The sequence below is a fragment of the Streptomyces diastaticus subsp. diastaticus genome (assembly GCF_011170125.1).
Classification (GTDB): Bacteria; Actinomycetota; Actinomycetes; order Streptomycetales; family Streptomycetaceae; genus Streptomyces; species Streptomyces diastaticus.
Map to the genome: position 1 here is coordinate 2,435,852 of NZ_BLLN01000005.1, position 21,649 is coordinate 2,457,500.

Below are 21,649 nucleotides of genomic sequence, written 5' to 3' on the forward strand. Positions count from 1 at the left end.
GCCGGTCGCGGGCAGTCCCTCGACCTCGGTACCGAGGTCCTTGACCAGCATTCCCGGCCGCCCCCAAGACGGCCGGACCTCCAGGTCGAGGTCGCGCCTTGGTCCGAGTACGCGGCGGCAGTGGCCCAGCGCCTCAGGGCAGTCACCCTCACGGCCCTGCGCGGCGGTCTGCGGAGTCAGGGGAAGGGGCGTGGGGAAGTCGTGCCTGGCCTCCTCGCGGGGCTCCCCTGTGGGCTCACGACGCCTCACTCGGTCCGGCTCTCGCCCTCGACCTCAGCCGCCGTCCTGCCCGGCGCGCTCAGGCTCACTACCGGGGCGAGCGACGCGGGAGCTGTGAGCGGACCTCGGGGCGCTACTTCCCGTCAGTCGCCCTGTCGGACCGGGTCGACCTCCGAGAAGGCGGATCCTGGACTGCACATACGGAAGTCGTGGGCGAACGCCTCGGCGCGCAGACGCTGTTCGGGGCCGGGGCCTTCGTCCTTGGCCACACCCGTGTGTCACCTGCCCTCACCCGGTCGGCGTGGAGTGTTGGGCTCTCACTCCGCCTCCTGCCAAGCCGGGTACCCCCAGGCTGACTGCCCATCCACGGCACACGCCCTCGCCCGGCGTCTCCTCACACCCGGCGCCCACCGGGCCGCCGGCTCAGCCCCGCCCGCCCGGGCCGCACGGCGCCCGGCTGACACCACCCGCCTCAAGCAAGAGCACGCCTCCGGCAGGCGCACGCATCCGGCAGGCGCACGCGTCCGACAAGGTCGTGCCTCCGACAAGGTCACCCATCCGCTAGGGACGAACTCGGGACACCGGAAGCCCCGCGCGGAGCAACGTCCAGCGGAGCACGGCAGCGCATGGCAGCGCCCGGCAAGCCCCGCGGAGCCCGGCAAGCCCCGCGGAGCCCGGCAGGCCCCGCGGAGCCCGGCAGGGCACGGCAGGCCCGGCGGAGCACGGCAGAGGCCCCGCAGAGCCCGGCGAAGGATCACACGTTGCCCTGCCGATTCCGCGCACCGGGCGGACCGCCCCCGCGCTCGGCGGCTGCACCCACCGACCGAGCCGTACGAGCCCGCCCGTCCTCGCCGGCGGCAGAACGGCACCCCGCCCGCCGACACCGGCTCTCGCCCACCAGAGGGAGGCCCGTCCGGCATCCGGCACGCGCGACCCACTCCGCGTGCCCGTCTCCAGCGGCCTCGGTGCCCGAACGTGGGGTTGACCCGCTGACCGGTGCCACCGGGCCCAAGCCTGGCGGGGTGAGCGGAGCGGCGGCTCGGCCAAGCAGTTCGGCCGCCGGGCCAGGATCGCCTGCGAAATAGCTGCCCCGAGCCCTGTCAGCCGTCGCGAGAACCCCTCGCGACCGGGACACCCTGAACGCGGCAGTTCCCGGCACCGGTAAGCCGCTGGTTGGCCTACACGGCCACAAGTGGGAGCCGGCTACTCCTGCCCGCGCTCGAACTCCCTGGCACCGAGGCCGACTGGACTCCCCAAAGCCCTACAGAACCTCACCACACAGAGCACGTCCTCGCCCCAGGCTCCGCCTCACCACAGCCGCACGACACCCCACCACGGCGCCAACCCACTACACCCACTCCACCCATCACCGGGCGGCCCAACCCACCGGACCGCCGCACTCGTCGCGACCCCGCGACCCCGCGACCCGCGACCCCGCGACCCCGCGACCCCGCGACCCCGCGACCCCGCGACCCCGCGACCCCGCGACCCCGCGACCCCGCGACCCCGCGACCCCGCGACCCCGCGACCCCGCGACCCCGCGACCCCGCGACCCCGCGACCCCGCGACCCCGCGACCCCGCGACCCCGCGACCCCGCGACCCCGCGACCCCGCGACCCCGCGACCCCGCGACCCCGCGACCCCGCGACCCCGCGACCCCGCGACGGCGAGCATCGCCCGCTCCGGCCACCAGCTCAGCCAGTGCCCAGCCCCGCCCCGTGGATGACCGACGCAACCGGTCGGCCACCCACGGAGCCATGCTCTACTTCTTGCGGCGACGCCCGCCCTTCTGCGCCTTGCGCCGCTCAGCGCGGGTGAGCCCGTCCGAGTTGGCGGTCCGCCCCGAAGCGCCTTCGCTGGCGAAGTCACCCTCGACGACCCCGCCCTCACCGTCGACCGTCGGCGCGGAGAAGTGCAACCGGTCGGGACGCTGGGGGGCATCGAGCCCCTTCGCCCGGATCTCTGGCCGGCCACCGGCGGGAACCGCGTCCCGCTTAGTGAGGTCGGCACCCTGCTCGGAGTCACCCACCGGAACTTCCTCGACCTGCTGCTCGACCTGGACCTCCAGGTTGAACAGGTAACCGACCGACTCCTCCTTGATGCCCTCCATCATGGCGGTGAACATGTCGAAGCCCTCACGCTGGTACTCGACCAGCGGGTCCTTCTGCGCCATCGCCCGCAGGCCGATGCCCTCCTGGAGATAGTCCATCTCGTAGAGGTGCTCACGCCACTTGCGGTCCAGGACGGAGAGGACCACTCGGCGCTCCAGCTCGCGCATGATCTCCGAGCCGAGCTGCTCCTCACGCGCCGCGTACTGCGCGTGGATGTCGTCCTTGATGGAGTCGGCGATGAACTCGGCCGTCAGCCCGGCACGGTCCCCGGCCTCGTCCTCCAGCTCCTCGACGGTGACCTTCACCGGGTAGAGCTGCTTGAAAGCTCCCCACAGCCGGTCGAGGTCCCACTCCTCGGCGAAGCCCTCGGCCGTCTCCGCCTGGATGTAGGCGTCGATGGTGTCGTCCATGAAGTGCTGGATCTGCTCCTGGAGGTTCTCACCCTCAAGGACGCGGCGGCGCTCTCCGTAGATGACCTCGCGCTGGCGGTTCAGCACCTCGTCGTACTTCAGGACGTTCTTACGCGTCTCGAAGTTCTGCTGCTCCACCTGCGACTGGGCGGACGCGATGGCGCGGGTCACCATCTTGTTCTCGATCGGTACGTCGTCCGGGACGTTGGCCATGGCCATGACCCGCTCGACCATGGCGGCCTTGAAGAGCCGCATCAGGTCGTCGCCGAGGGAGAGGTAGAACCGGGACTCGCCGGGGTCACCCTGACGTCCCGAACGCCCACGCAGCTGGTTGTCGATACGCCGCGACTCGTGACGCTCGGTGCCCAGCACGTAGAGGCCACCGGCTTCCTTGACCGCCTCGAACTCGGCCTTCACCGACGCCTCGGCGCGCTCCAGCGCCTCGGGCAGCGCGGCCGCCCACTCCTCGACGTGCTCGACCGGGTCGAGCCCACGCTGACGCAGCTCGGCCTCGGCGAGGTCGTCCGGGTTGCCGCCGAGCTTGATGTCGGTACCACGGCCGGCCATGTTCGTGGCCACCGTGACCGCGCCGCGGCGGCCGGCCTGCGCGACGATCGACGCCTCACGCTCATGGTGCTTGGCGTTGAGCACCTCGTGCTGGATGCCTCGCTTGGAGAGCTGCTGCGAGAGGTACTCGGACTTCTCGACCGAGGTGGTGCCGACCAGGATCGGCTGTCCCTTCTCGTGCTTCTCCGCGATGTCGTCCACGACCGCGTCGAACTTGGCGACCTCGGTCCGGTAGATGAGGTCTGACTGGTCCATGCGGACCATCGGCCGGTTGGTCGGGATGGGCACGACGCCCAGCTTGTAGATCTGGTGGAACTCGGCGGCCTCGGTCATGGCCGTACCGGTCATGCCGGAGAGCTTGTCGTAGAGGCGGAAGAAGTTCTGGAGGGTGATCGTGGCGAGCGTCTGGTTCTCGTCCTTGATGTCCACCCCTTCCTTCGCCTCGATCGCCTGGTGCATGCCCTCGTTGTAGCGGCGGCCGGCGAGGATACGGCCGGTGTGCTCGTCGACGATCATGACTTCGCCGTCGATGACGACGTAGTCCTTGTCCTTCTTGAAGAGTTCCTTCGCCTTGATGGCGTTGTTGAGGTAGCCGACGAGCGGGGTGTTGACCGACTCGTAGAGGTTGTCGATGCCGAGCCAGTCCTCGACCTTCGCGACACCCGACTCGTGGATGGCGACGGTGCGCTTCTTCTCGTCGACCTCGTAGTCGCCGGTCTCCTCGATGCCCTTGAGCTGGTTCCCCGCCTCGCCCTTGGTCAGACGGGTCACGAGCTTCGCGAAGTCCCCGTACCACTTGGTCGCCTGGTCGGCGGGACCGGAGATGATCAGCGGCGTACGCGCCTCGTCGACGAGGATCGAGTCGACCTCGTCGACGATCGCGAAGTTGTGGCCACGCTGCACCAGCTCGTCCTTGGACCACGCCATGTTGTCGCGCAGGTAGTCGAAGCCGAACTCGTTGTTGGTGCCGTAGGTGATGTCGCAGCCGTACTGCTCACGGCGCTGCGCAGGGGTCATGTTGGCGACGATGCAGCCGACGCTCAGTCCCAGGAACTTGTGGACGCGGCCCATCATCTCCGAGTCGCGTTCGGCGAGGTAGTCGTTCACCGTGATCAGGTGGACGCCCTCGCCGGAAAGCGCGTTGAGGTAGGCCGGCAGCGTACCGACGAGGGTCTTGCCCTCACCGGTCTTCATCTCAGCGACATAACCGAGGTGCAGCGCGGCGCCACCCATGAGCTGGACGTCGTAGTGACGCTGGCCGAGCACCCGCTTGGCCGCCTCGCGGACGGTCGCGAACGCCTCCGGCAGGAGGTCGTCGAGGCTCTCGCCATCGGCGTACCGCTCCTTGTACTCATCGGTGAGGGCGCGGAGCTCGGCGTCGGAGAGGCTGACGAAGTCCTCTTCGATGGAGTTGACCTGGTCCGCGATGCGGTGCAGCTTGCGCAGGATCTTGCCTTCGCCTGCACGCATGAGCTTTGAGAGGACGGACACGGGGGTTGGTCTCCTTGCCGGTCGGGCCTGGCACGGTCGGAATTCTCTTGGGCAACGGCCATCGTATGCGAGGACCCCACCGCGCCGGGAGGTCTGCCATCACGACAACGGACGGGCCGCGGTGAAGGTGCCGCGGGGAGCTCCCGCGCTGCTGGTCGCGAAGCCCCGGACACCTGCAGAATCACGTGATGGAGCCGATCACTCTCACGACCGCACGCCTCACTCTGCGGACGCTCACCGAGGCGGACGTCGACCCGGTGTACCAGGCGTGCCAGGATCCCGAGATCCGGAGGTGGACCACCGTTCCTTCGCCGTACCGTCGCGCGGACGCCGAGCATTTCGTGACCCGGATCTGCGAGGACGGGTGGCGCGAGGGGACCGAGTTCACCTTCGGCGCGGTGGACACCGCGGGTTACGGCGTCCTGGTCGCGGTGATCGGGCTGTCCATGCGCGGGACGCGGACCGGGGAGGTCGGTTTCTGGACGGCCAGGCAGTACCGCGGCCGGGGTCTGATGACGGAAGCCGTCCGGGCCGTCGCCGGCTGGGCGTTCACCGAGATTCCGGTGGACCGGGTCATCTGGCGGGCCGAGGTGGGCAACACCGCGTCCCGGGCGACAGCGCTTCGCGTGGGGTTCGTCCCCGAAGGCGTCGAACGGGCGGGCCTCCTCAACAACGGCGTACGCCGTGACTGCTGGGTGGCGGCGCTGCTTCCCACCGATCTCGGCCTCCCTTCCACAGACCCGTACCTGCCCGCCCCCACGACCACCGCCAACCGCACACCGGCGCCACCCGCCGAGCGGGGAGAGTCCGCCCGCCAACGCCCGCACGCTGCACGGGAACGCCCGGACGGCAGCGCGCCGCCGCACATTCGCCCACATCACGATCACCAGAACCCCTAGCCATCTCACCACCCGAGCACCTTCCCCCCTCTCACTTCGCACGCGGCGCCTGCGGTCGCCGGCGGCCACGCGCGCCACGGCCATCCCGCATCGGTTCGAACACTCTCTGTGACGACCATGCCCGCCGTGAAGTCCGCTAACCCCGCGCATCGGAATCGGTTCGCGCTGTCAGTGTCACGTCCTACAGTGCGCTCATGACGAGTCTGCCGAGCGCCGCCGACACCGTGCCCGCCCCCCGCCCCGTCGCCAGCCTCTCCGCTGACGAAGCCCGTCGTATCGCTCTGCGTGCACAGGGCTTCCTGGGAGCTCCGGACCGTCGGGCGGGCGTCCGCGGTGTCCTCCGCCGCACCGGCGCCGTGCAACTGGACACCATCTCCGTCCTGGCCCGTTCCCACGAGCTGGTCCCCTACGCCCGCCTGGGCACCGTCGGCCGCCCCACCGTCGAAGCCGCCTACTGGAGCTCCGACAAGGACGGTTCACCGCACGCTTTCGAGTACTGGTCGCACGCGGCGTGCATCCTGCCCATCGAGGAATGGCCCCATTTCGCCTTCCGCCGCCGCGCCTACCGCCACCGCCCGCACTGGCACCACGACCTGCCGCGGGCGGCCTACGACAAGGTGATCGCGCAGCTGACCACGGAGGGCCCCCTCACCGCCTCGGAGCTGGGCGGCGCCAAGAACGGCGGCGAGTGGTGGGACTGGTCGGACACGAAGATCGCCGTCGAGCGGGCCCTCATGTACGGCGAGGTCGTCTGCACCAGCCGGCGTGGCTGGAAGCGGGTCTACGACCTCGCGGAGCGCGCCATCCCGGCCCCGCTCCTCCACGACGACCTCGACGACCAGGCGTGCCTGCGCGAGCTGGTCGCCCAGGCCGGCCGGGCGCTCGGCGTCGGCACCCGTTCCGACCTCGCGGACTACCACCGGATCAAGGGAGAGAGCTTCGACTCGGTGATCGCCGACACCGGACTGGTCCCGGTCGAGGTGGAAGGGTGGTCGAAGCCCGCCTGGGCCGCCCCCGAGGCTCTGAGCACGCCCCCGCGCGGACGGCACCGAACCACGCTGCTCTCCCCGTTCGACTCCCTGATCTGGGAGCGCGCCCGTACGGAACGGATCTTCCGCTTCACCCACCGCCTGGAGGCGTACACCCCGAGGGCCAAGCGGATGTACGGCTACTTCGCGATGCCCGTCCTCGCGGGCGGAAAGCTGGTGGGCCGTGTGGACCCGGCCCGCTCGGGCGACACCCTCGTCGCCCGGCACGTCTCCCTCGGCGGCGACCTCCCCGGCAGCCCCGGCCCCACGAAGTCCGTCGGAGCGACGGCGGTCGCGCTCGCGGAAGCCGCCCGCTGGGTGGGCTGCACCGAGGTGCGGGTGGAGCACATGACGCAGCCGGAGCTGCGCGCGGCGCTCACCGCTGAACTGGCCGCGGCTCTGGCCTGAGAGTCACGCAGGGGCGGCGTCACCGCACGGTGAGGTCACCGCGCCCGCAGGCGAGGCGTTGCCGTCCGCACCACGGGCTCACCGGATCTCGAGGATCTTCTCCCGCATCGCGTAGACCACCGCCTCCATGCGCGAGTGGAGCTGGAGTTTCTCCAGGATGTTGCGGACATGGTTCTTCACCGTGTTCTCACTGATGAACAATTCCTTCGCGATATCACGGTTGTTCATCCCGGTGGCGACGAGCTTCAGCACCTCCAGTTCACGGTCGGTGAGCCGGGGAGCGGGCACAAGGCGACGCTCGTCCGTCCGCTGGATCATCGATTTGAACTCGGTGAGCAGTTTCGAGGCCATGGAGGGACTGATCTGCGACTGGCCGTCGGCGACCGCCCGGATCGCCGTCGCCACTTCGTCGGTGGAGATCTCCTTCAACAGATAGCCCGTGGCCCCCGCCTTGATGGCCTCGTAAAGATCGGCCTCTTCGTCGCTGATCGTCAGCATGATGATTTTGGCACTGGGTGCCACTTCCTTGATGGCCGTGCACGCTTCGATACCGCCGCGCTTCGGCATCCTCACGTCCATCAGCACAATGTCCGGCAGGAGATCGGCGGCCTTCTCCACCGCTTCGGCGCCGTCGCCGGCTTCGCCGATCACCTCGATGTCCTCCTCGGCCTCGAGGACGATCTCCAGCCCGCGGCGGAACAACGCGTGGTCGTCGACGACCAGGACCCGGATGGGCTCCACCGGGTCCTCTTCGAACTCTTCCTCCAGGTCGGGCCCCCGGGAAGCGGCGAACCCCGGCAACCCGCTGATCACTCCTCGCCCCGTACCAGCCCCGGAGGCCGTAGCGGGTCCGCCGTTGTGCAACGGTCCGAAAGTCTCCGGCATCGTTCCTCCCCCTGAAGGCCGTGGCCCGTCTCACCGTGCCTCCCCAACCTGGGGCGGCCGTACGCCGGTTGACCGGCTCGGTCATGATTTCATGCCGCGGGGGCGACGCGCGGCAGAGCTACGGGAGCAAGGTGCGCCCCCGGGGGCGCACCAAGGCTCCCGGGGGCACTCGCGCGGACCTGTCGCGACGGCCTCAGCCTCCCAGTGCGCCTCCGGCGCCGCCGACGGACGCCTCAGCCTCGGCCACCATCGGGTCTGTCCGGAGATGGATCACGCCGTAGTCGTAGGCGTGACGCCGGTACACCACTGCCGGCTCCTTGGTCTCCGAGTCGACGAACAGATAGAAGTCGTGCCCGACCAACTCCATCTCGTAGAGCGCCTGGTCCAGGGACATGGGAGCGGCCGCGTGCGTCTTCTCGCGGACGATCAGCGGCCCTTCGCCCTGCACCTCCAGAGAACCCACCCGGGTGGTCTTGACGGCCTCTTCGTCCTGCTCCGTGACGAGGGTGCCGTCGCTGGCGAGCCTGGCCGCGTCCGGAATGTGGTCCACCACCTCGGCGGCCGAGAGGCGGCCCGTACCCCGGCGGGAGTAGCGCTTGTCGTGCTCCTTGCGCATCCGTGCGTCGAGTTTGGCCGTGGCCAGGTCGAGCGCCGCGTAGGGGTCGCCCGCCGACGCCTCGGCTCGGATCACGGGTCCACGGGAACGGACCGTGATCTCGACCCGGTCCTTCCGGTCGGCCTGCCTCGGGTTCGGCTCCTTGGACACCTCGACGTCCAGGCTCATCACCTTGCCGTCGAGCTTCTGGAGCTTCTCCAGCTTCAACTTGTCGGCCACGTGCTTGCGGAACCGCTCGGGCACCTCGGTCTTGCGTCCCTTGACGACGATGTCCACGCAGAACTCCGTTCCCGGATCGCTCCGCCTCACTGGCGAAGCATCTTCCTCTTGCACCGGCTCCGGATCATTCCGAAGCCTCGGACTCGGTGACTTACACCTCCTCCTCCCCGCGGGACCGGGCTCTCCACCTCACCGATACGAGTGAACGATCACGTCACCGCACCAGTAATTCGGTTATCGGGGGAATGCCGTCGAGCCATTCCTCCCATCGAACATATCCCGCTCGGAGGGGTGCCGTCACCCTCTACCGCCGCGTACCTCCATTCAAGTGGTTCAACCCCCTCACCAGCTGCAACGACGAAAGCTCCTCATCAGTTCCGGTTTATTTCGAAGGACGATGGTGAAGAGGCGACGACCGCCGCGCGCGGAAGTCTTGCCCCACGGCTTCCCCGCAAGCCCGTCCGGTATCCGTCCGACCGGCCCTGAGTGAGTCCCGGGCCACAGGTCCAATTGTCCTCCTCCCAGCTCTTGCGCACCGCCCGAGCGGCCTCGGCCAGCGTCGCGCCGGTCGTCATCAGGTCGTCGACCAGGACGACCCGCCCTTGCGCCAGCACAGCTCCACCGCCCGGCACCACCCGCAAGGCCCCCGCGACATTGGCGGCGCGACCCCGCGCGTCCAGTCCGCTCTGGTCCGACACGCGTCGCCCCTGCCTGAGGAGAGGGGCGGCTCTGGCCTCGATCCCCGCCCGGCGCAACTCGGCCGCGGCACAGAACGCCATCCGGCGCACCGGATCGTGCCCTCGCGACCGCACGGCCCGCGGCGCCGAGGGAACCGGCACCAGCAGGACGCGCCCCATCCGCGCCCCATGACCGGCCGGCGAGCTCGCACGGACCACCGAGGCCAGGACGCCGCCCAGTACACGCGCCAGCCAGAGGGCCCCTCGCTCCTTGTGTGCGAGCAGCAGGGCGCGAGCAGCACCCTGATAGGGGACTGCCGCCCGGACGGCAGGAAGCCCGGCGGGGGCCGGGCAGGGCCGCACCGGGCGCGCCGCACCGCCCCCGACATCCAACAGGCAGCGCCGGCACAGCCGCGTGCCGTGCTCCCCGCAACCTGCGCAGTCGAGCGGCATCATCAGGTCACTGAACGCCTGCCACCACCATGTCTCCATGCCGGGCACACTGCCGCCGAGAGCGCCTGACGCGCCGCCCCCTGGGGACAACCAGCGGCTTGTGGACAACTCCGCCACCGCATCAGGTGAAAGTCGACCAAGAGCGACTTTCCCGGCATCGGCGGGGAGGCGGGCGGGCATGCAGCCCACATGACACATTCCGAACGCACGCTCGACCACCCGGCCGGAGCGAGGACCCTCGCATCCCGTCTCGCCTCAGCCGGGGTAGACCGGCGCCGCGCCCTCCTTGACGACCGTCTGCCAGTTCCCACCAGGGGGCAGCCGGACGATCCCGTCGTCCGAACGCGCGACCAGCGGCAGCCGGTCGTCCTCGGAGGCGGTGATCTCCCTGACCCCCGTGAGGGCCGGCAGCGAGCCTCCCGAGGGTGTGGATCCGTCGCTCTGCACGTACCGGAGCTGCTGGACCCCGCCGGACTCCCGCCCGACGACGACCAGGCGGCTGCCGCCGGCCCAGGACATGGCGGTGATCTCCTCCATGTGCGGCGCGGCCGTACGCAACTCGGTCACGGCCACGTGGGACGAGTCGCCGCCGGCCTGTCGCTCCACCCTGCCGATCCGGAGGGATGTCCGGTCCTCCTCGGCGACGATCAGCGCGACGCGAACCCCGTCGGCGGAGATCCTTACGGCTCGGATCGTGCCCTCCCCGAGCCCCGCGACCTTCACCTCCTGCGCCTGCTCCGCGCCCTGTTCGAGTCGCAGCAGGCGGGACCGGGCACCGTCACGGTCGGCTATCCACAGATCACCCCTGCCGTCCCAGCTGGGAACCGAGAGGCGCTCCTCCTCCGACTTCGCCTTGCTGCGCACCTCGGTCTTCTTCAGCCCGTCCCCGGAGGTGAGGGAGCCGACGAAGAGGGTCCGTCCGTCCAGCGAGACCCCGGCGGCCCGCTCCTCGTCCCGCGAGACGGCGGCCGACCGCAGACCTTGCTCACCGACACCGAACCCTCCGGGCACCGGTTCCGCGCTCGATCCGCTCTCCCCGTCGGCGCCCCCGGTCATCCGCACCAACCGGTGCCCGTCGTCGACGAAGTACTGGTAGTCGGGGTGCCCGGCCGTGACCGCGGGCACGACACTGTCCGCCCGGTTGCCGTCCAGGACGCACAGCTGCGAGCCGTTCGACCGCAGCAGTTCCACCTCGTCCACTCCGGAGGAGGTGAGGTCACGCAGGGTGAACAGCAACTGGGTCGCCATCTTCACGCACTGTGCCTGGCCGGCCCGGTCCGCCTGCTTGTTGAGCGGCACCTTCAGCCGGTTCTGGTCGTCGGGGACCAGGGCCTTCGTCGGGGACTGCAGACGCGTGCCCTCAGGGAAGACCGAGTCCACCACCGGCGCTATCCAGTCGCTGGGCCCGGAGAGCACCGACCGCACCGCCTCCGTGACGGGGTCTATGCGCTGGCGGACGTAGACCGGGTCGGCGACGAGCCCGACGGGCCTCCCGGGCTGTTGGGACGCCTCGGTCGCCCAGAAGTATTTGTTGACCGGCCGGTAGATGCGGAGGAAGTCCGACTCACCGACGACCACGCCGGTGGGCGGGGCGTCGATACGCCACTGCATACCGTCCGGCCCCTTCACCTGCACGAGGTGCACGGGCTCGCTGTAGGCGCCCTCGGACGGCTGGTAGGCCCGCTGCTGGTCCACCCTGGCGACCATCCGGCCCGTCAGGGTGTACTGGAACCCGCCGTCCCGGCCGGACCGGGCACGCTCGGGCCCCCGGTTGGGGCCGTCACGCAGCACCGTCGTGCCGCGCTCGGGCTCCCAGCTCTCCGCCGCCTCCTCGGTCAGGTACTCCCTGGCTATCGAGAACTGGGGGTCATCGCTGGTCAGAGCCTCGAGGAAGCCGTCGAGTATCTCCTCGGGCCGGGCCCCGTCCCGTGGCGGGACCCCGAAGACGCGAACCTGCGCATCGGTCCGCTGCGTGGCGTCGACAGCGGTGACGTCACCGCTGTCGGGCATCGAGGCGCAGCCGGTGAGCAGGGTGGCGGCTGCAGCCGTGGCGCAGACCGTCGTCCCGGAACGCCGAGGCGTGCGAGACCGCCGCACACCACTCCGACGACCGTTGTCACTCCCCACGCTGGGCCCCCTCCCCCTCACGGTCCGCCGGCACGGCACCGTCCGTACGATCATGTGGGCGCTCGTCCGGAGCAGGCTCCGGGCCGGCAGGCCCTGGCTCCCCGACGCGCCCCCGGGGGGCATCCTGCACACCCGCCCGTGCCACCACCCGCGAACCGCTGCCGGGCAGCGCAGCCGGGTCCACCACGGGCCGGGGCGCCGTCCTCGACGGCAGACGGCAGCGGTCCGCTCCGTCCTCTCCTCCCGCGGGCGGGGAGGGGGCCGAGAGCCGCGCCTGCCCGACGCCCGGAGCGTGCAGCACCGTCGTCGCCGTCGCCACACCGGCACGCGGTGCCGCGGTCACCGGCCGGACGGATACCTCCTCGTCCTGGGGGACACCCTTGTTCCGTCGGGAGTCCGGGGGTTCCAGCGGGATCGGCGAGCCTCGCAGCGCCTCGTCGGCGGTTCGCGGCACCGTCAGCCGGAACTGCGAGCCGCCACCCGGCTCGCCCCAGGCCTGGAGCCAGCCGCCGTGCAGCCGCGCGTCCTCCAGGGCGATCGAGAGTCCCAGCCCGGTCCCGCCCGTCGTCCTGGCCCGCGCGGGGTCGGCACGCCAGAAGCGGCTGAAGACTCTGGTCGCCTCCCCCGGCTTCAGTCCGACGCCGTAGTCGCGCACCGCGACGGCCACGGCCCCGCCGGCCGCGGCCAGCCGTACGACGACGTCCCGGCCCTCTCCGTGCTCCACCGCGTTCACCACGAGGTTCCGCAGCACGCGTTCCACACGGCGCGGGTCCACCTCGGCGACCACGGGCTGCTCGTCGCCCAGAACCCGTACCCGGGTGCCCTTGCGCTCGGCGAGTGGCTCCGCACCGCCGACGACGCGGCGCACGACGTCGCGCAGGTCGGTGGGCTCGGCCTCCAGGGCCGCCGCACCGGCGTCGAAACGGCTGATCTCCAGGAGATCGGCGAGCAGCGACTCGAACCGGTCGAGCTGGTCGGCGAGCAGTTCGGCGGACCGGGCGGTGACGGGATCGAAGTCCTCGCGCGCTTCGTGGATGATGTCCGCGGCCATGCGCACGGTCGTCAGCGGGGTCCGCAGTTCGTGCGACACGTCCGACACGAAGCGTCGCTGCATCCGTGAGAGGTCCTCGAGCTGCTGGATCTTGAGCTGGAGGTTCTGCGCCATCTTGTTGAACGCCTCGCCGAGACGGGCGATGTCGTCCTCCCCGGTGACCTTCATCCGCTCCTGGAGGCGTCCCGCCGACAGCCGCTCGGCGATACCGGCCGCCATCCGCACCGGCGTGACCACCTGCCGCACCACCACCCAGGCGATGGCTCCGAGCAGCACCACGACGAACATGCCCGCGGTGGCGAGCGTGGTCTTGATCAGAGTGAGGGACTTCTCCTCCTGCGTCAGCGGGAAGAGGTAGTAGAGCTGGTAGGCGTCGCCGTTGGGGTCGTTGAGGCGCTTGCCGATGACCAGGCCGGGCTGGGACGCCTGGCTGGCGTACGTGATGCGGGTGTAGCTCTGGTACAGCCCGCCGGGAGACCCGGCGGTCTCGTCCACCGCCCGCCGCAGGTCCACCGGCACGCTCTGCACCGGCACCACGCCGCCGGAGGCGCGTGGCCCCCGGATGCTCCCCGTGTCGTCGAGCGCGTCAGCACTGAGCGCGACGACGTCGAACGCCGACTGTCCGCCGCTGGACAACTGCTCGACGAGGTCGGACATCCAGACCGTGGCGTTCTGGGTACGCCCGTTGGCCACGCCGCCGTCCTGAGCGGTTCGGGCGCTGGCCGTGTCCGCCTTGTCCTGCGCGACCTGGAAGCCGCCCCGCGCCTGGCTCTGCGCGGCCCGCTGCTTCGCGTCGAGCAGGCCGTTGCGCACCTGCCCGATCACGACGAAGCCGAGCAGGAGCACGACGCCGAGCGACATCAGCAGGGTGGTCACGACGACCTTCAGCTGGATGCTGCGGCGCCACAGGCGTACCGCCGGGAGCAGCGGGCGCCGCACCCAGCGGGCGAAGAGGCGCAGGAAGGGGCTGCTGGGCACCCCACCCTGGAGAACGCGACGGCTCTCCCTGAGCCAGCCGAGCCCCGGGCCCCTGTTCGTCCGTCCGACAGGCCGCCCGGCACCGTTGCCCTGTTCCTGCGACGGCGGGGCGGCACTGTCCCTGCTCATCTCAGCTCGGTCCGGCCTTGTAGCCGACTCCGCGCACGGTCACCACGATCTCGGGGCGCTCCGGGTCGCGCTCGACCTTGGAGCGCAGACGCTGGACGTGCACGTTGACCAGGCGGGTGTCCGCGGCGTGCCGGTAGCCCCACACCTGCTCCAGGAGGACCTCCCGGGTGAAGACCTGCCACGGCTTGCGGGCGAGGGCCACCAACAGGTCGAACTCGAGCGGCGTCAGGGCGATCGACTGGCCGTCCCGCTTCACCGAGTGCCCGGCGACGTCGATGACGAGGTCGCCGATGGTGAGCTGCTCCGGCGCCGGCTCCTCCGACCTGCGCAGACGGGCCCGGATGCGAGCGACCAGCTCCTTCGGCTTGAACGGCTTCACGATGTAGTCGTCGGCGCCGGACTCCAGTCCGACCACCACGTCCACCGTGTCGCTCTTGGCTGTGAGCATGACGATCGGCACACCGGACTCCGCCCTGATCAGGCGGCACACCTCGATTCCGTCACGGCCAGGCAGCATCTGGTCGAGGAGCACCAGGTCCGGCTTGGTCTCACGGAAGGCAGCGAGGGCCTTGTCGCCGTCGGCGACGAACGACGGTTCGAAGCCTTCACCGCGCAGCACAATCCCGAGCATTTCCGCCAATGCGGTGTCGTCGTCGACGACGAGAACGCGTCCCTTCATTACGACATCATCCCATTAGCTCATCGATACCTGGCGTGACCTGGAGCACAGCTGATCCAACGCCCCTTCGGTCACGGGCGAGACAACGCCCCATTCGGTCACCACAGCGGTCACCAGCTCCGGCGGCGTCACATCGAACGCCGGGTTGTACGCCTGCGTCCCCAGGGGCGCGATCGGCACACCGCCCCCCGTTTCCCCGCCGGCACCACGCCCCGACGGCAAGATCGCCTCCGTCACCTCGTGACCGCTCCGCTGCTCGACCTCGATGGCCGCCCCGTCCGGGGTGTCCATGTCGATCGTCGTCACCGGCGCGACCACGATGAACGGCACGTGGTGGTAGCGCGCCAGCACGGCGAGCGGATAGCTCCCCACCTTATTCGCCACTGAGCCGTCCGCGGCTATCCGATCGGCTCCGATCAGCACGGCATCGACCTCACCCGCCGCGAAGAGGGAGCCCGCGGCGTTGTCGGTGAGCAACGTGTACGCCATTCCCGCCCGTGCCGCCTCGTAGGCGGTGAGCCGCGCGCCTTGCAGCAGCGGCCGCGTCTCGTCGACCCACAGGCGCCGGAGCTTGCCTTCGCGGTGCGCGGCCAGGGCCACGGCGAAGGCGGTCCCCTCGCCGCCGGAGACCAGCGCTCCGGTGTTGCAGTGGGTGAGGACGCGGTGCTGCCCGCCGGGAACCAGTTCGTCGAGGAGGGCCAGTCCCTTCCGGGCCATGCGTCCGCTCGCCTCGGCGTCCTCCCGGTGCAGGGCTCGTGCGGCGGCGAGAGCGGCCGCGGCGGCCGTCCGCTCGTCCCCGCCGGCCGCGAGGGCCGCGGCGTGGGCCTCCTGGGCGTCACGGACGCCGCGGGCGAGGTTGACAGCGGTGGGCCGGGCCCCCGCCAGCATCCGGGCCGCGTCGGCGACGTCGTAGCCGCGGGCCGCGGCGAGCGCGACCCCGTAGGCGCCGGCGATGCCCAGGAGCGGCGCGCCCCGGACGGCCAGTGTCCTGATCGCCTCGACCAGGGCGGGAGCGTCGGTGCAGGCGAGCTCGCTGTCCTCGCCGGGCAACCGTGTCTGGTCGAGCAGCACCAGCACGGGCCCCTCGGGCGGCTCCTCCCAGCGGAGGGCGGAAATCGAGTCCGGTATGTCCGCGGAACCTCGTGTGCTCTGATCAGCCATCCGTTCAGTCTGCCCTGTGGACACCCGGCAAAAGAAGGCGTGGACGGTGACGGGGCCGGTCCGTACCGGACTTGCCCATGGGACCATGGCTGACAACCGGCCGCCGCGATCCCGCGGGCACCGTGAAGGAGCGACGATGAACGACACTCCGGGCTGGGCAGCGCCCGGACCTGAGCACTCGGACAACCGCGACCGTGAGGGCGGCGAGCCACGGGGTGCGGAGGGGGACGACCCCGGTGCCTCTCCGTCGAAGTGGTCCAAGGAGCAGCCGCCTGCGGGCCGGTGGTCGGCCCCGGGGTCCACGGGATCCACGCCCTCCGGTTCCGGCGACGGCTGGGGCGGCCGCCGTACCCGCGCGGAGAGCGGCGGCCGGACGCAACCGCCCGGCGGCGGCTGGAGCGGCGGCGGCTGGAGCGCTCCGCCAGCCGCGGCCAAGCCGGGAGTCATCCCGCTCCGGCCACTCGGGGTGGGCGAGATCCTCGACGGTGCCGTCTCCACGCTGCGGACGCACTGGCGCACGGTGCTCGGCATATCGCTGATGATCGCCGTGGCTACGCAGGTGGTGCTGATCCTTCTGGAGCGCTTCGTGCTGCGCGGCTCCGTGGACGTCGCCGCGCTCGAGGACCCGTCGGCGAGCACCGACGAACTCCTCTCCGCCATGGGCGGCGCGCTGTTGGAATCCGGCCTCGTCCTGATCGTCTCACTGCTCGGCACCATCGTGGCGACCGCGCTGCTGACGATGGTCACGAGCAGGGCGGTACTCGGGGAGCCGGTCTCGCTCTCCGACGCCTGGCGCGACGCCCGCCCACAGTTGCCCCGGCTCGCCGGCCTGACGCTGCTGCTGCCGCTCATCGCCATCGCCCTCGTGACCGTGGCGATGGTGCCCGGCGTACTCCTCAGCCTGGCTTCCGGGTCGGACGGCGCGGCCGCGCTGGTGGCCCTCGGAGCCCTCGGTGGCGCCTTCGTCGCCGTCTGGCTCACGATTCGCTTCTCGCTCGCCTCAGCGGCCCTGATGCTGGAGAAGCAGGGCGTCGTCAAGGCGATGGCGCGGTCGGCGAAGCTGGTTCGCGGCTCGTGGTGGCGCGTCTTCGGCATCCAGTTGCTCGCGCAGCTCCTCATGGTGATCGTGTCGTCGATCATCCTGCTGCCGTTCTCCCGGGTGGCCGCCATCATCACCGGGGAGAGCGCGGCGAGCGCCCTCGACGAGATGGTCGTGTCCAACTTCGGCTGGACCTACCTGATCATCACCGGCATCGGCTCGATGATCGGTGCCATGCTGACGCTGCCGATCGTGGCCGGCGTGACCGTGCTGCTCTACATCGACCAGCGCATCCGCCGCGAGGCCCTCGACCTGGAACTGGCCCGGGCCACCGACGCGCGGCGACCCGACGGCCCGCCACCGTCCACGCCCGGGAGCTGATGTTGCGCCCCGGCGGGGGGCCTGAACTGCGCTGATGTCGGGCCACATACGGACAGCGGGCCGCCGATGGGCTGGGACTACGATCAGGCCCGGGAGGCCGCCGGGCGTGAGCTCGGAGTTCCGGCGCCCGACACCCACTCCCCCAAGGTGCTTCTGCCTGCCCTCACTCACGGCCTGGCCGGAAGTCCCGCAAGCCGAGCGGGCCTGACGCCGCTCCGCTTCCGTGCGGCCCAGCTCCGACCTACGCGGCGCAGGCCCGCCCGCAGACGCCCGCGCCGTTCTCGAAGCGTCAGCGTAGAGATCGGGAAGGCCGGGTCCGCCAGGATTCGGTCGTCACCGGGCTCTCACCGCCCTCCTCTGCCGTGGCCATGTCGTGCTGGAAGGTGTCCCTGGGATCGCCAAGACCTCGTTGGTCCGCCCCTGGCTGCGGCTGTCGACTGGAGACCAGGCGCGTTCCACTCACGCCGGCTGCTGCCCAGCGATGCCACCGGCCCCCTCGTCCTTAACCCCCGTACATCGAAGTTCTCCTTCCAGCCCAACCCGATGCTCGCCAACTCCATGCTCGCCGACGAGACCAACAGCGCCCCTTTCAAGACCCCGGCATCCCTCTGGACGCGATGGAGAGGCAGGTCACCGCCGACGGGACGGCCCGACACCTCCCCGACCCCTTCCTGGTCACGGCGGCCAGGACCCTTTGGACCACGAGGGCACGTGCCCCTTGCCCCAGGCCCCACTGGACCGGCCCCCTGGAGTTGGACGTCTCGCTCCCGCCCAGGGACGACGAGAGCGCACTGCTCTCAGCCACGCGCAGGGGTACGACCCGCGCGACCTGCCCGCCACCGGGCCCCTTCCGGTCGGCTGCCCTTCTAGCTGAGCGCTGCTCGCTCGGCAGTCGCCCGCATCAATGTCCCGCTCAAGATCGCCGCGCACACCGTCGATGCCTGCCGGACCAAACCCGCTACTCCCCGTCCCTCTTCCTCGGGCGCCTCACCACGCGGCACCCCCGCCTTCTCTCCACCGCACTCGCCTGGGCTTGATGAGCCGGCCGTGACTAGTGATCCGTGACGACCAAGGGCTCTCGCCCTCCCCCTCCTGCGCCACCGCCTCCGGCTCCGGCTCCGCCCGAAGGTCGAGATGCACGGGCACAACCGCCGCTGCGGTCATCACCTCGATGCTTTTCCTCGTGCCGGTACCCCGATGAAGGAGGCGGAGCATGTCACTCACCGGACTCAGCACCCTGCTCGCAGCTCTCGGTCCCTCCCGTCGCTTCGCTCCAACCCAGCAGGCGCTGGGAATCGCCGGTCCCCACTTGCTGTCGCAATGATGTGCGACTACGCCTGGGCCGCGCCAGTGCAGATGCTTCGTTTCACCCGATCTGGTGACACAAGCGTTCGACAGGGCGACGCGGTCGAGACGAACCTCCAGGTCACCGACGACGCTCGGCACCGCTTCCCCCTACTCGCACGGGAAAGCGCGAACTTTCGGCCCCCTCTCGGATCTCGTAGAGGCAAGCCCGCCGCGCACCGCTCACCATCCGCTCGTACAGCCATCTGGGGCTCATCTCCCGACAGGCGACCCTCTCCGTCCCGGGCAACCTCCGTGCACTGAGCGTCTTCAGAGTGGTTACTGATCGGGTGACGGGGCGGTGTGGGTTCGGAGTGCGCGACGGAAAGAGCTCCCGTGCCGCTGAGAGAGGTGTTCGACGTCTCAACTCGACAGTCGCCGAGTGCGATCGCGTGGGCGACGGGAGGGCTGACCGCTCCTCGAAACACACGCTGCACGGTGTGAACGCGCAGGTCGCCACAGATCCCAGCGGAAAGATCCTCTGGCTGTCGCCGGCGCTGCCGGGCCGGACCCACGACCTGACTGCCGCCCGCACCCGCCAGATACTTCGGATCTGCGAACGCCAGGGCACCCCCCAAACTCGCCGACATGGCCTACCGGTGCCGGGCCACTGGGGCACCACCGCCTATCGCCGCCCGCCAGGCGCCGAACTCGCGCCCACCCAGCAGACCGCGAACCGGACCCTGTCCACAGCCCGTGCGCCCGCCGAACGAGGCATGGCACGACTCAAAGCTCTGGCAGATCTTCCACAGATCCCGCATCGCCCCCACCGCCAAGCGTCAGCGCCGTCCCCACCCTGGAGGGGCAACGCCGAAAACGCGCACTGCCGCCGTTCCGCAGTCGGCTTCTGATCCTTGCGAAGACGGCCCGCGGGCGCGAACTGGACGGCCGCACCAGCGCGCTCGGCAGGGGCGAGGGCACCGAGTTCGACAGCCTGCGCAGCCTCATCGCGGCGATGACCCTCGGTCCATCGACTGGCGCACGACGGCCACAAGGGCCGCTACGTGGCCGTACGGCCAAGGCGCGCGGAGGCCGGCCGGCGCGGGCTGATCGTGCCGGCCGACCGCGGGTCAGCCAGCCCAGTTGAGAGACGCGCCCCGGCTGGACGACTCGATGGACACTGCCATCCTGCCCCTCGCGGGTCTCGCTCCACGCGGGAGACCGCGTCGACCTACTCGTCTTCGACTGCGGCACCCGCCTCCATGTATGAGGCAAGGCCGAACCGCAGCGCCTGCCAGCCCTGGCGGGCGGCATGGTCTCCTTGGAAGCCGCAGTCTCGGTCGAGACCGACTCTCAAGGCCTGGCCTCGCGATCCCGCGGAGCTCCACCCGGCGCCCGGGTGACTCCACTCGCACCAGCGATCGTCGGCGCTCAGCAGTGCCTCCTGTCCGCCAAGGCCACGGAAAGCGCTGTGCGTCTTCGGCAAGGGTCCTGAACGCAGAAATGCCTCGGGCCCGGAAAACCTTTGATCAGGTTTTCCGGGCCCGAGGCCACAAAGAGTTCGGCGGCGACCTACTCTCCCACAGGGTCCCCCCTGCAGTACCATCGGCGCTGTAAGGCTTAGCTTCCGGGTTCGGAATGTAACCGGGCGTTTCCCTCACGCTATGACCACCGAAACACTACGAAACACACCAGCAACCACAACCCACCAGAAGATGAGTGTGCGGTTGGTGTTCGTGGTTTCAGAACCAACACAGTGGACGCGAGCAACTGAGGACAAGCCCTCGGCCTATTAGTACCGGTCAACTCCACCCCTTACAGGGCTTCCATATCCGGCCTATCAACCCAGTCGTCTACTGGGAGCCTTACCCTCTCAAGGAGGTGGGAACACTCATCTCGAAGCAGGCTTCCCGCTTAGATGCTTTCAGCGGTTATCCCTCCCGAACGTAGCCAACCAGCCATGCCCTTGGCAGAACAACTGGCACACCAGAGGTTCGTCCGTCCCGGTCCTCTCGTACTAGGGACAGCCCTTCTCAATATTCCTACGCGCACAGCGGATAGGGACCGAACTGTCTCACGACGTTCTAAACCCAGCTCGCGTACCGCTTTAATGGGCGAACAGCCCAACCCTTGGGACCGACTCCAGCCCCAGGATGCGACGAGCCGACATCGAGGTGCCAAACCATCCCGTCGATATGGACTCTTGGGGAAGATCAGCCTGTTATCCCCGGGGTACCTTTTATCCGTTGAGCGACGGCGCTTCCACAAGCCACCGCCGGATCACTAGTCCCGACTTTCGTCCCTGCTCGACCCGTCGGTCTCACAGTCAAGCTCCCTTGTGCACTTACACTCAACACCTGATTACCAACCAGGCTGAGGGAACCTTTGGGCGCCTCCGTTACACTTTAGGAGGCAACCGCCCCAGTTAAACTACCCATCAGACACTGTCCCTGATCCGGATCACGGACCCAGGTTAGACATCCAGCACGACCAGAGTGGTATTTCAACGACGACTCCACACACACTGGCGTGCATGCTTCACAGTCTCCCACCTATCCTACACAAGCCGAACCGAACACCAATATCAAACTGTAGTAAAGGTCCCGGGGTCTTTCCGTCCTGCTGCGCGAAACGAGCATCTTTACTCGTAATGCAATTTCACCGGGCCTATGGTTGAGACAGTCGAGAAGTCGTTACGCCATTCGTGCAGGTCGGAACTTACCCGACAAGGAATTTCGCTACCTTAGGATGGTTATAGTTACCACCGCCGTTTACTGGCGCTTAAGTTCTCAGCTTCGCCACACCGAAATGTGACTAACCGGTCCCCTTAACGTTCC

General features: G+C 69.7%; 11 protein-coding genes, 2 rRNA genes and 3 pseudogenes (1 of these 16 only partly in view). 5 read left to right on the forward strand and 11 right to left on the reverse strand.

Going from position 1 to position 21,649, the window contains the following annotated elements:
- Positions 1-362 precede the first annotated feature (362 nt).
- Together Sdia_RS30440 and secA are read right to left on the reverse strand one after the other, a co-directional pair.
- Positions 363-488 (reverse strand): hypothetical protein, encoded by a 126-nt coding sequence (locus Sdia_RS30440; RefSeq protein WP_262417765.1) that lies wholly within the window; start codon positions 486-488, stop codon positions 363-365.
- Between the two features lie 1,493 nt (positions 489-1,981).
- Positions 1,982-4,798 (reverse strand): preprotein translocase subunit SecA, encoded by a 2,817-nt coding sequence (secA, locus tag Sdia_RS27830; protein ID WP_100457812.1) that lies wholly within the window; start codon positions 4,796-4,798, stop codon positions 1,982-1,984.
- 188 nt (positions 4,799-4,986) lie between these two features.
- Here secA and Sdia_RS27835 point away from each other — a divergent pair.
- Positions 4,987-5,586, forward strand: a pseudogene (locus tag Sdia_RS27835) (GNAT family N-acetyltransferase); the annotation flags it as partial.
- Between the two features lie 305 nt (positions 5,587-5,891).
- Positions 5,892-7,133: a winged helix-turn-helix domain-containing protein gene (locus Sdia_RS27840; protein WP_189501171.1), complete on the forward strand. Its 1,242-nt coding sequence runs from the start codon at positions 5,892-5,894 to the stop codon at positions 7,131-7,133.
- A gap of 78 nt (positions 7,134-7,211) precedes the next feature.
- On the opposite strand, the gene Sdia_RS27845 is transcribed toward Sdia_RS27840, so the two are convergent.
- From Sdia_RS27845 to mtnA, 7 genes are all read right to left on the reverse strand, one after another.
- Entirely contained in the window at positions 7,212-8,018 is an 807-nt protein-coding gene (locus Sdia_RS27845; RefSeq protein ID WP_100457815.1) for a response regulator, read from the reverse strand.
- A gap of 193 nt (positions 8,019-8,211) precedes the next feature.
- Positions 8,212-8,910 carry a ribosome hibernation-promoting factor, HPF/YfiA family gene (hpf, locus tag Sdia_RS27850; RefSeq protein ID WP_100457816.1) on the reverse strand — a complete coding sequence of 233 codons (699 nt, stop codon included), beginning with the start codon at positions 8,908-8,910 and terminating at the stop codon, positions 8,212-8,214.
- 314 nt (positions 8,911-9,224) lie between these two features.
- On the reverse strand, positions 9,225-10,022 hold the full coding sequence (locus Sdia_RS27855; protein WP_189501169.1) for a ComF family protein: 798 nt from the start codon (positions 10,020-10,022) through the stop codon (positions 9,225-9,227).
- A gap of 216 nt (positions 10,023-10,238) precedes the next feature.
- The gene (locus Sdia_RS27860) at positions 10,239-11,993 is read right to left on the reverse strand and encodes an LpqB family beta-propeller domain-containing protein (protein WP_189501167.1); all 1,755 of its coding nucleotides are present in this window, start codon (positions 11,991-11,993) and stop codon (positions 10,239-10,241) included.
- Between the two features lie 106 nt (positions 11,994-12,099).
- Entirely contained in the window at positions 12,100-14,268 is a 2,169-nt protein-coding gene (mtrB, locus tag Sdia_RS27865) for an MtrAB system histidine kinase MtrB (protein WP_100457819.1), read from the reverse strand.
- Between the two features lies 1 nt (position 14,269).
- On the reverse strand, positions 14,270-14,947 hold the full coding sequence (gene mtrA / locus Sdia_RS27870; RefSeq protein ID WP_003950455.1) for a two-component system response regulator MtrA: 678 nt from the start codon (positions 14,945-14,947) through the stop codon (positions 14,270-14,272).
- A gap of 15 nt (positions 14,948-14,962) precedes the next feature.
- The gene (gene mtnA / locus Sdia_RS27875; RefSeq protein ID WP_124288092.1) at positions 14,963-16,108 is read right to left on the reverse strand and encodes an S-methyl-5-thioribose-1-phosphate isomerase; all 1,146 of its coding nucleotides are present in this window, start codon (positions 16,106-16,108) and stop codon (positions 14,963-14,965) included.
- A gap of 136 nt (positions 16,109-16,244) precedes the next feature.
- On the opposite strand from mtnA, the gene Sdia_RS27880 reads away from it, so the two are divergent.
- The 3 genes and pseudogenes from Sdia_RS27880 to Sdia_RS27890 all read left to right on the forward strand — a co-directional run.
- Positions 16,245-17,528 (forward strand): DUF7847 domain-containing protein, encoded by a 1,284-nt coding sequence (locus tag Sdia_RS27880; protein WP_189501165.1) that lies wholly within the window; start codon positions 16,245-16,247, stop codon positions 17,526-17,528.
- A gap of 223 nt (positions 17,529-17,751) precedes the next feature.
- A pseudogene (locus Sdia_RS30445) lies at positions 17,752-18,729 on the forward strand (AAA family ATPase).
- A gap of 505 nt (positions 18,730-19,234) precedes the next feature.
- Positions 19,235-19,640: pseudogene (locus Sdia_RS27890) on the forward strand (transposase family protein); the annotation flags it as partial.
- Positions 19,641-20,371: 731 nt separating this feature from the next.
- Here the strand turns inward: Sdia_RS27890 and rrf are convergent.
- Together rrf and Sdia_RS27900 are read right to left on the reverse strand one after the other, a co-directional pair.
- Positions 20,372-20,488 (reverse strand): 5S ribosomal RNA (gene rrf / locus Sdia_RS27895).
- Positions 20,489-20,584: 96 nt separating this feature from the next.
- Positions 20,585-21,649, reverse strand: a 23S ribosomal RNA gene (locus Sdia_RS27900) (it continues 2,057 nt past the right edge of the window).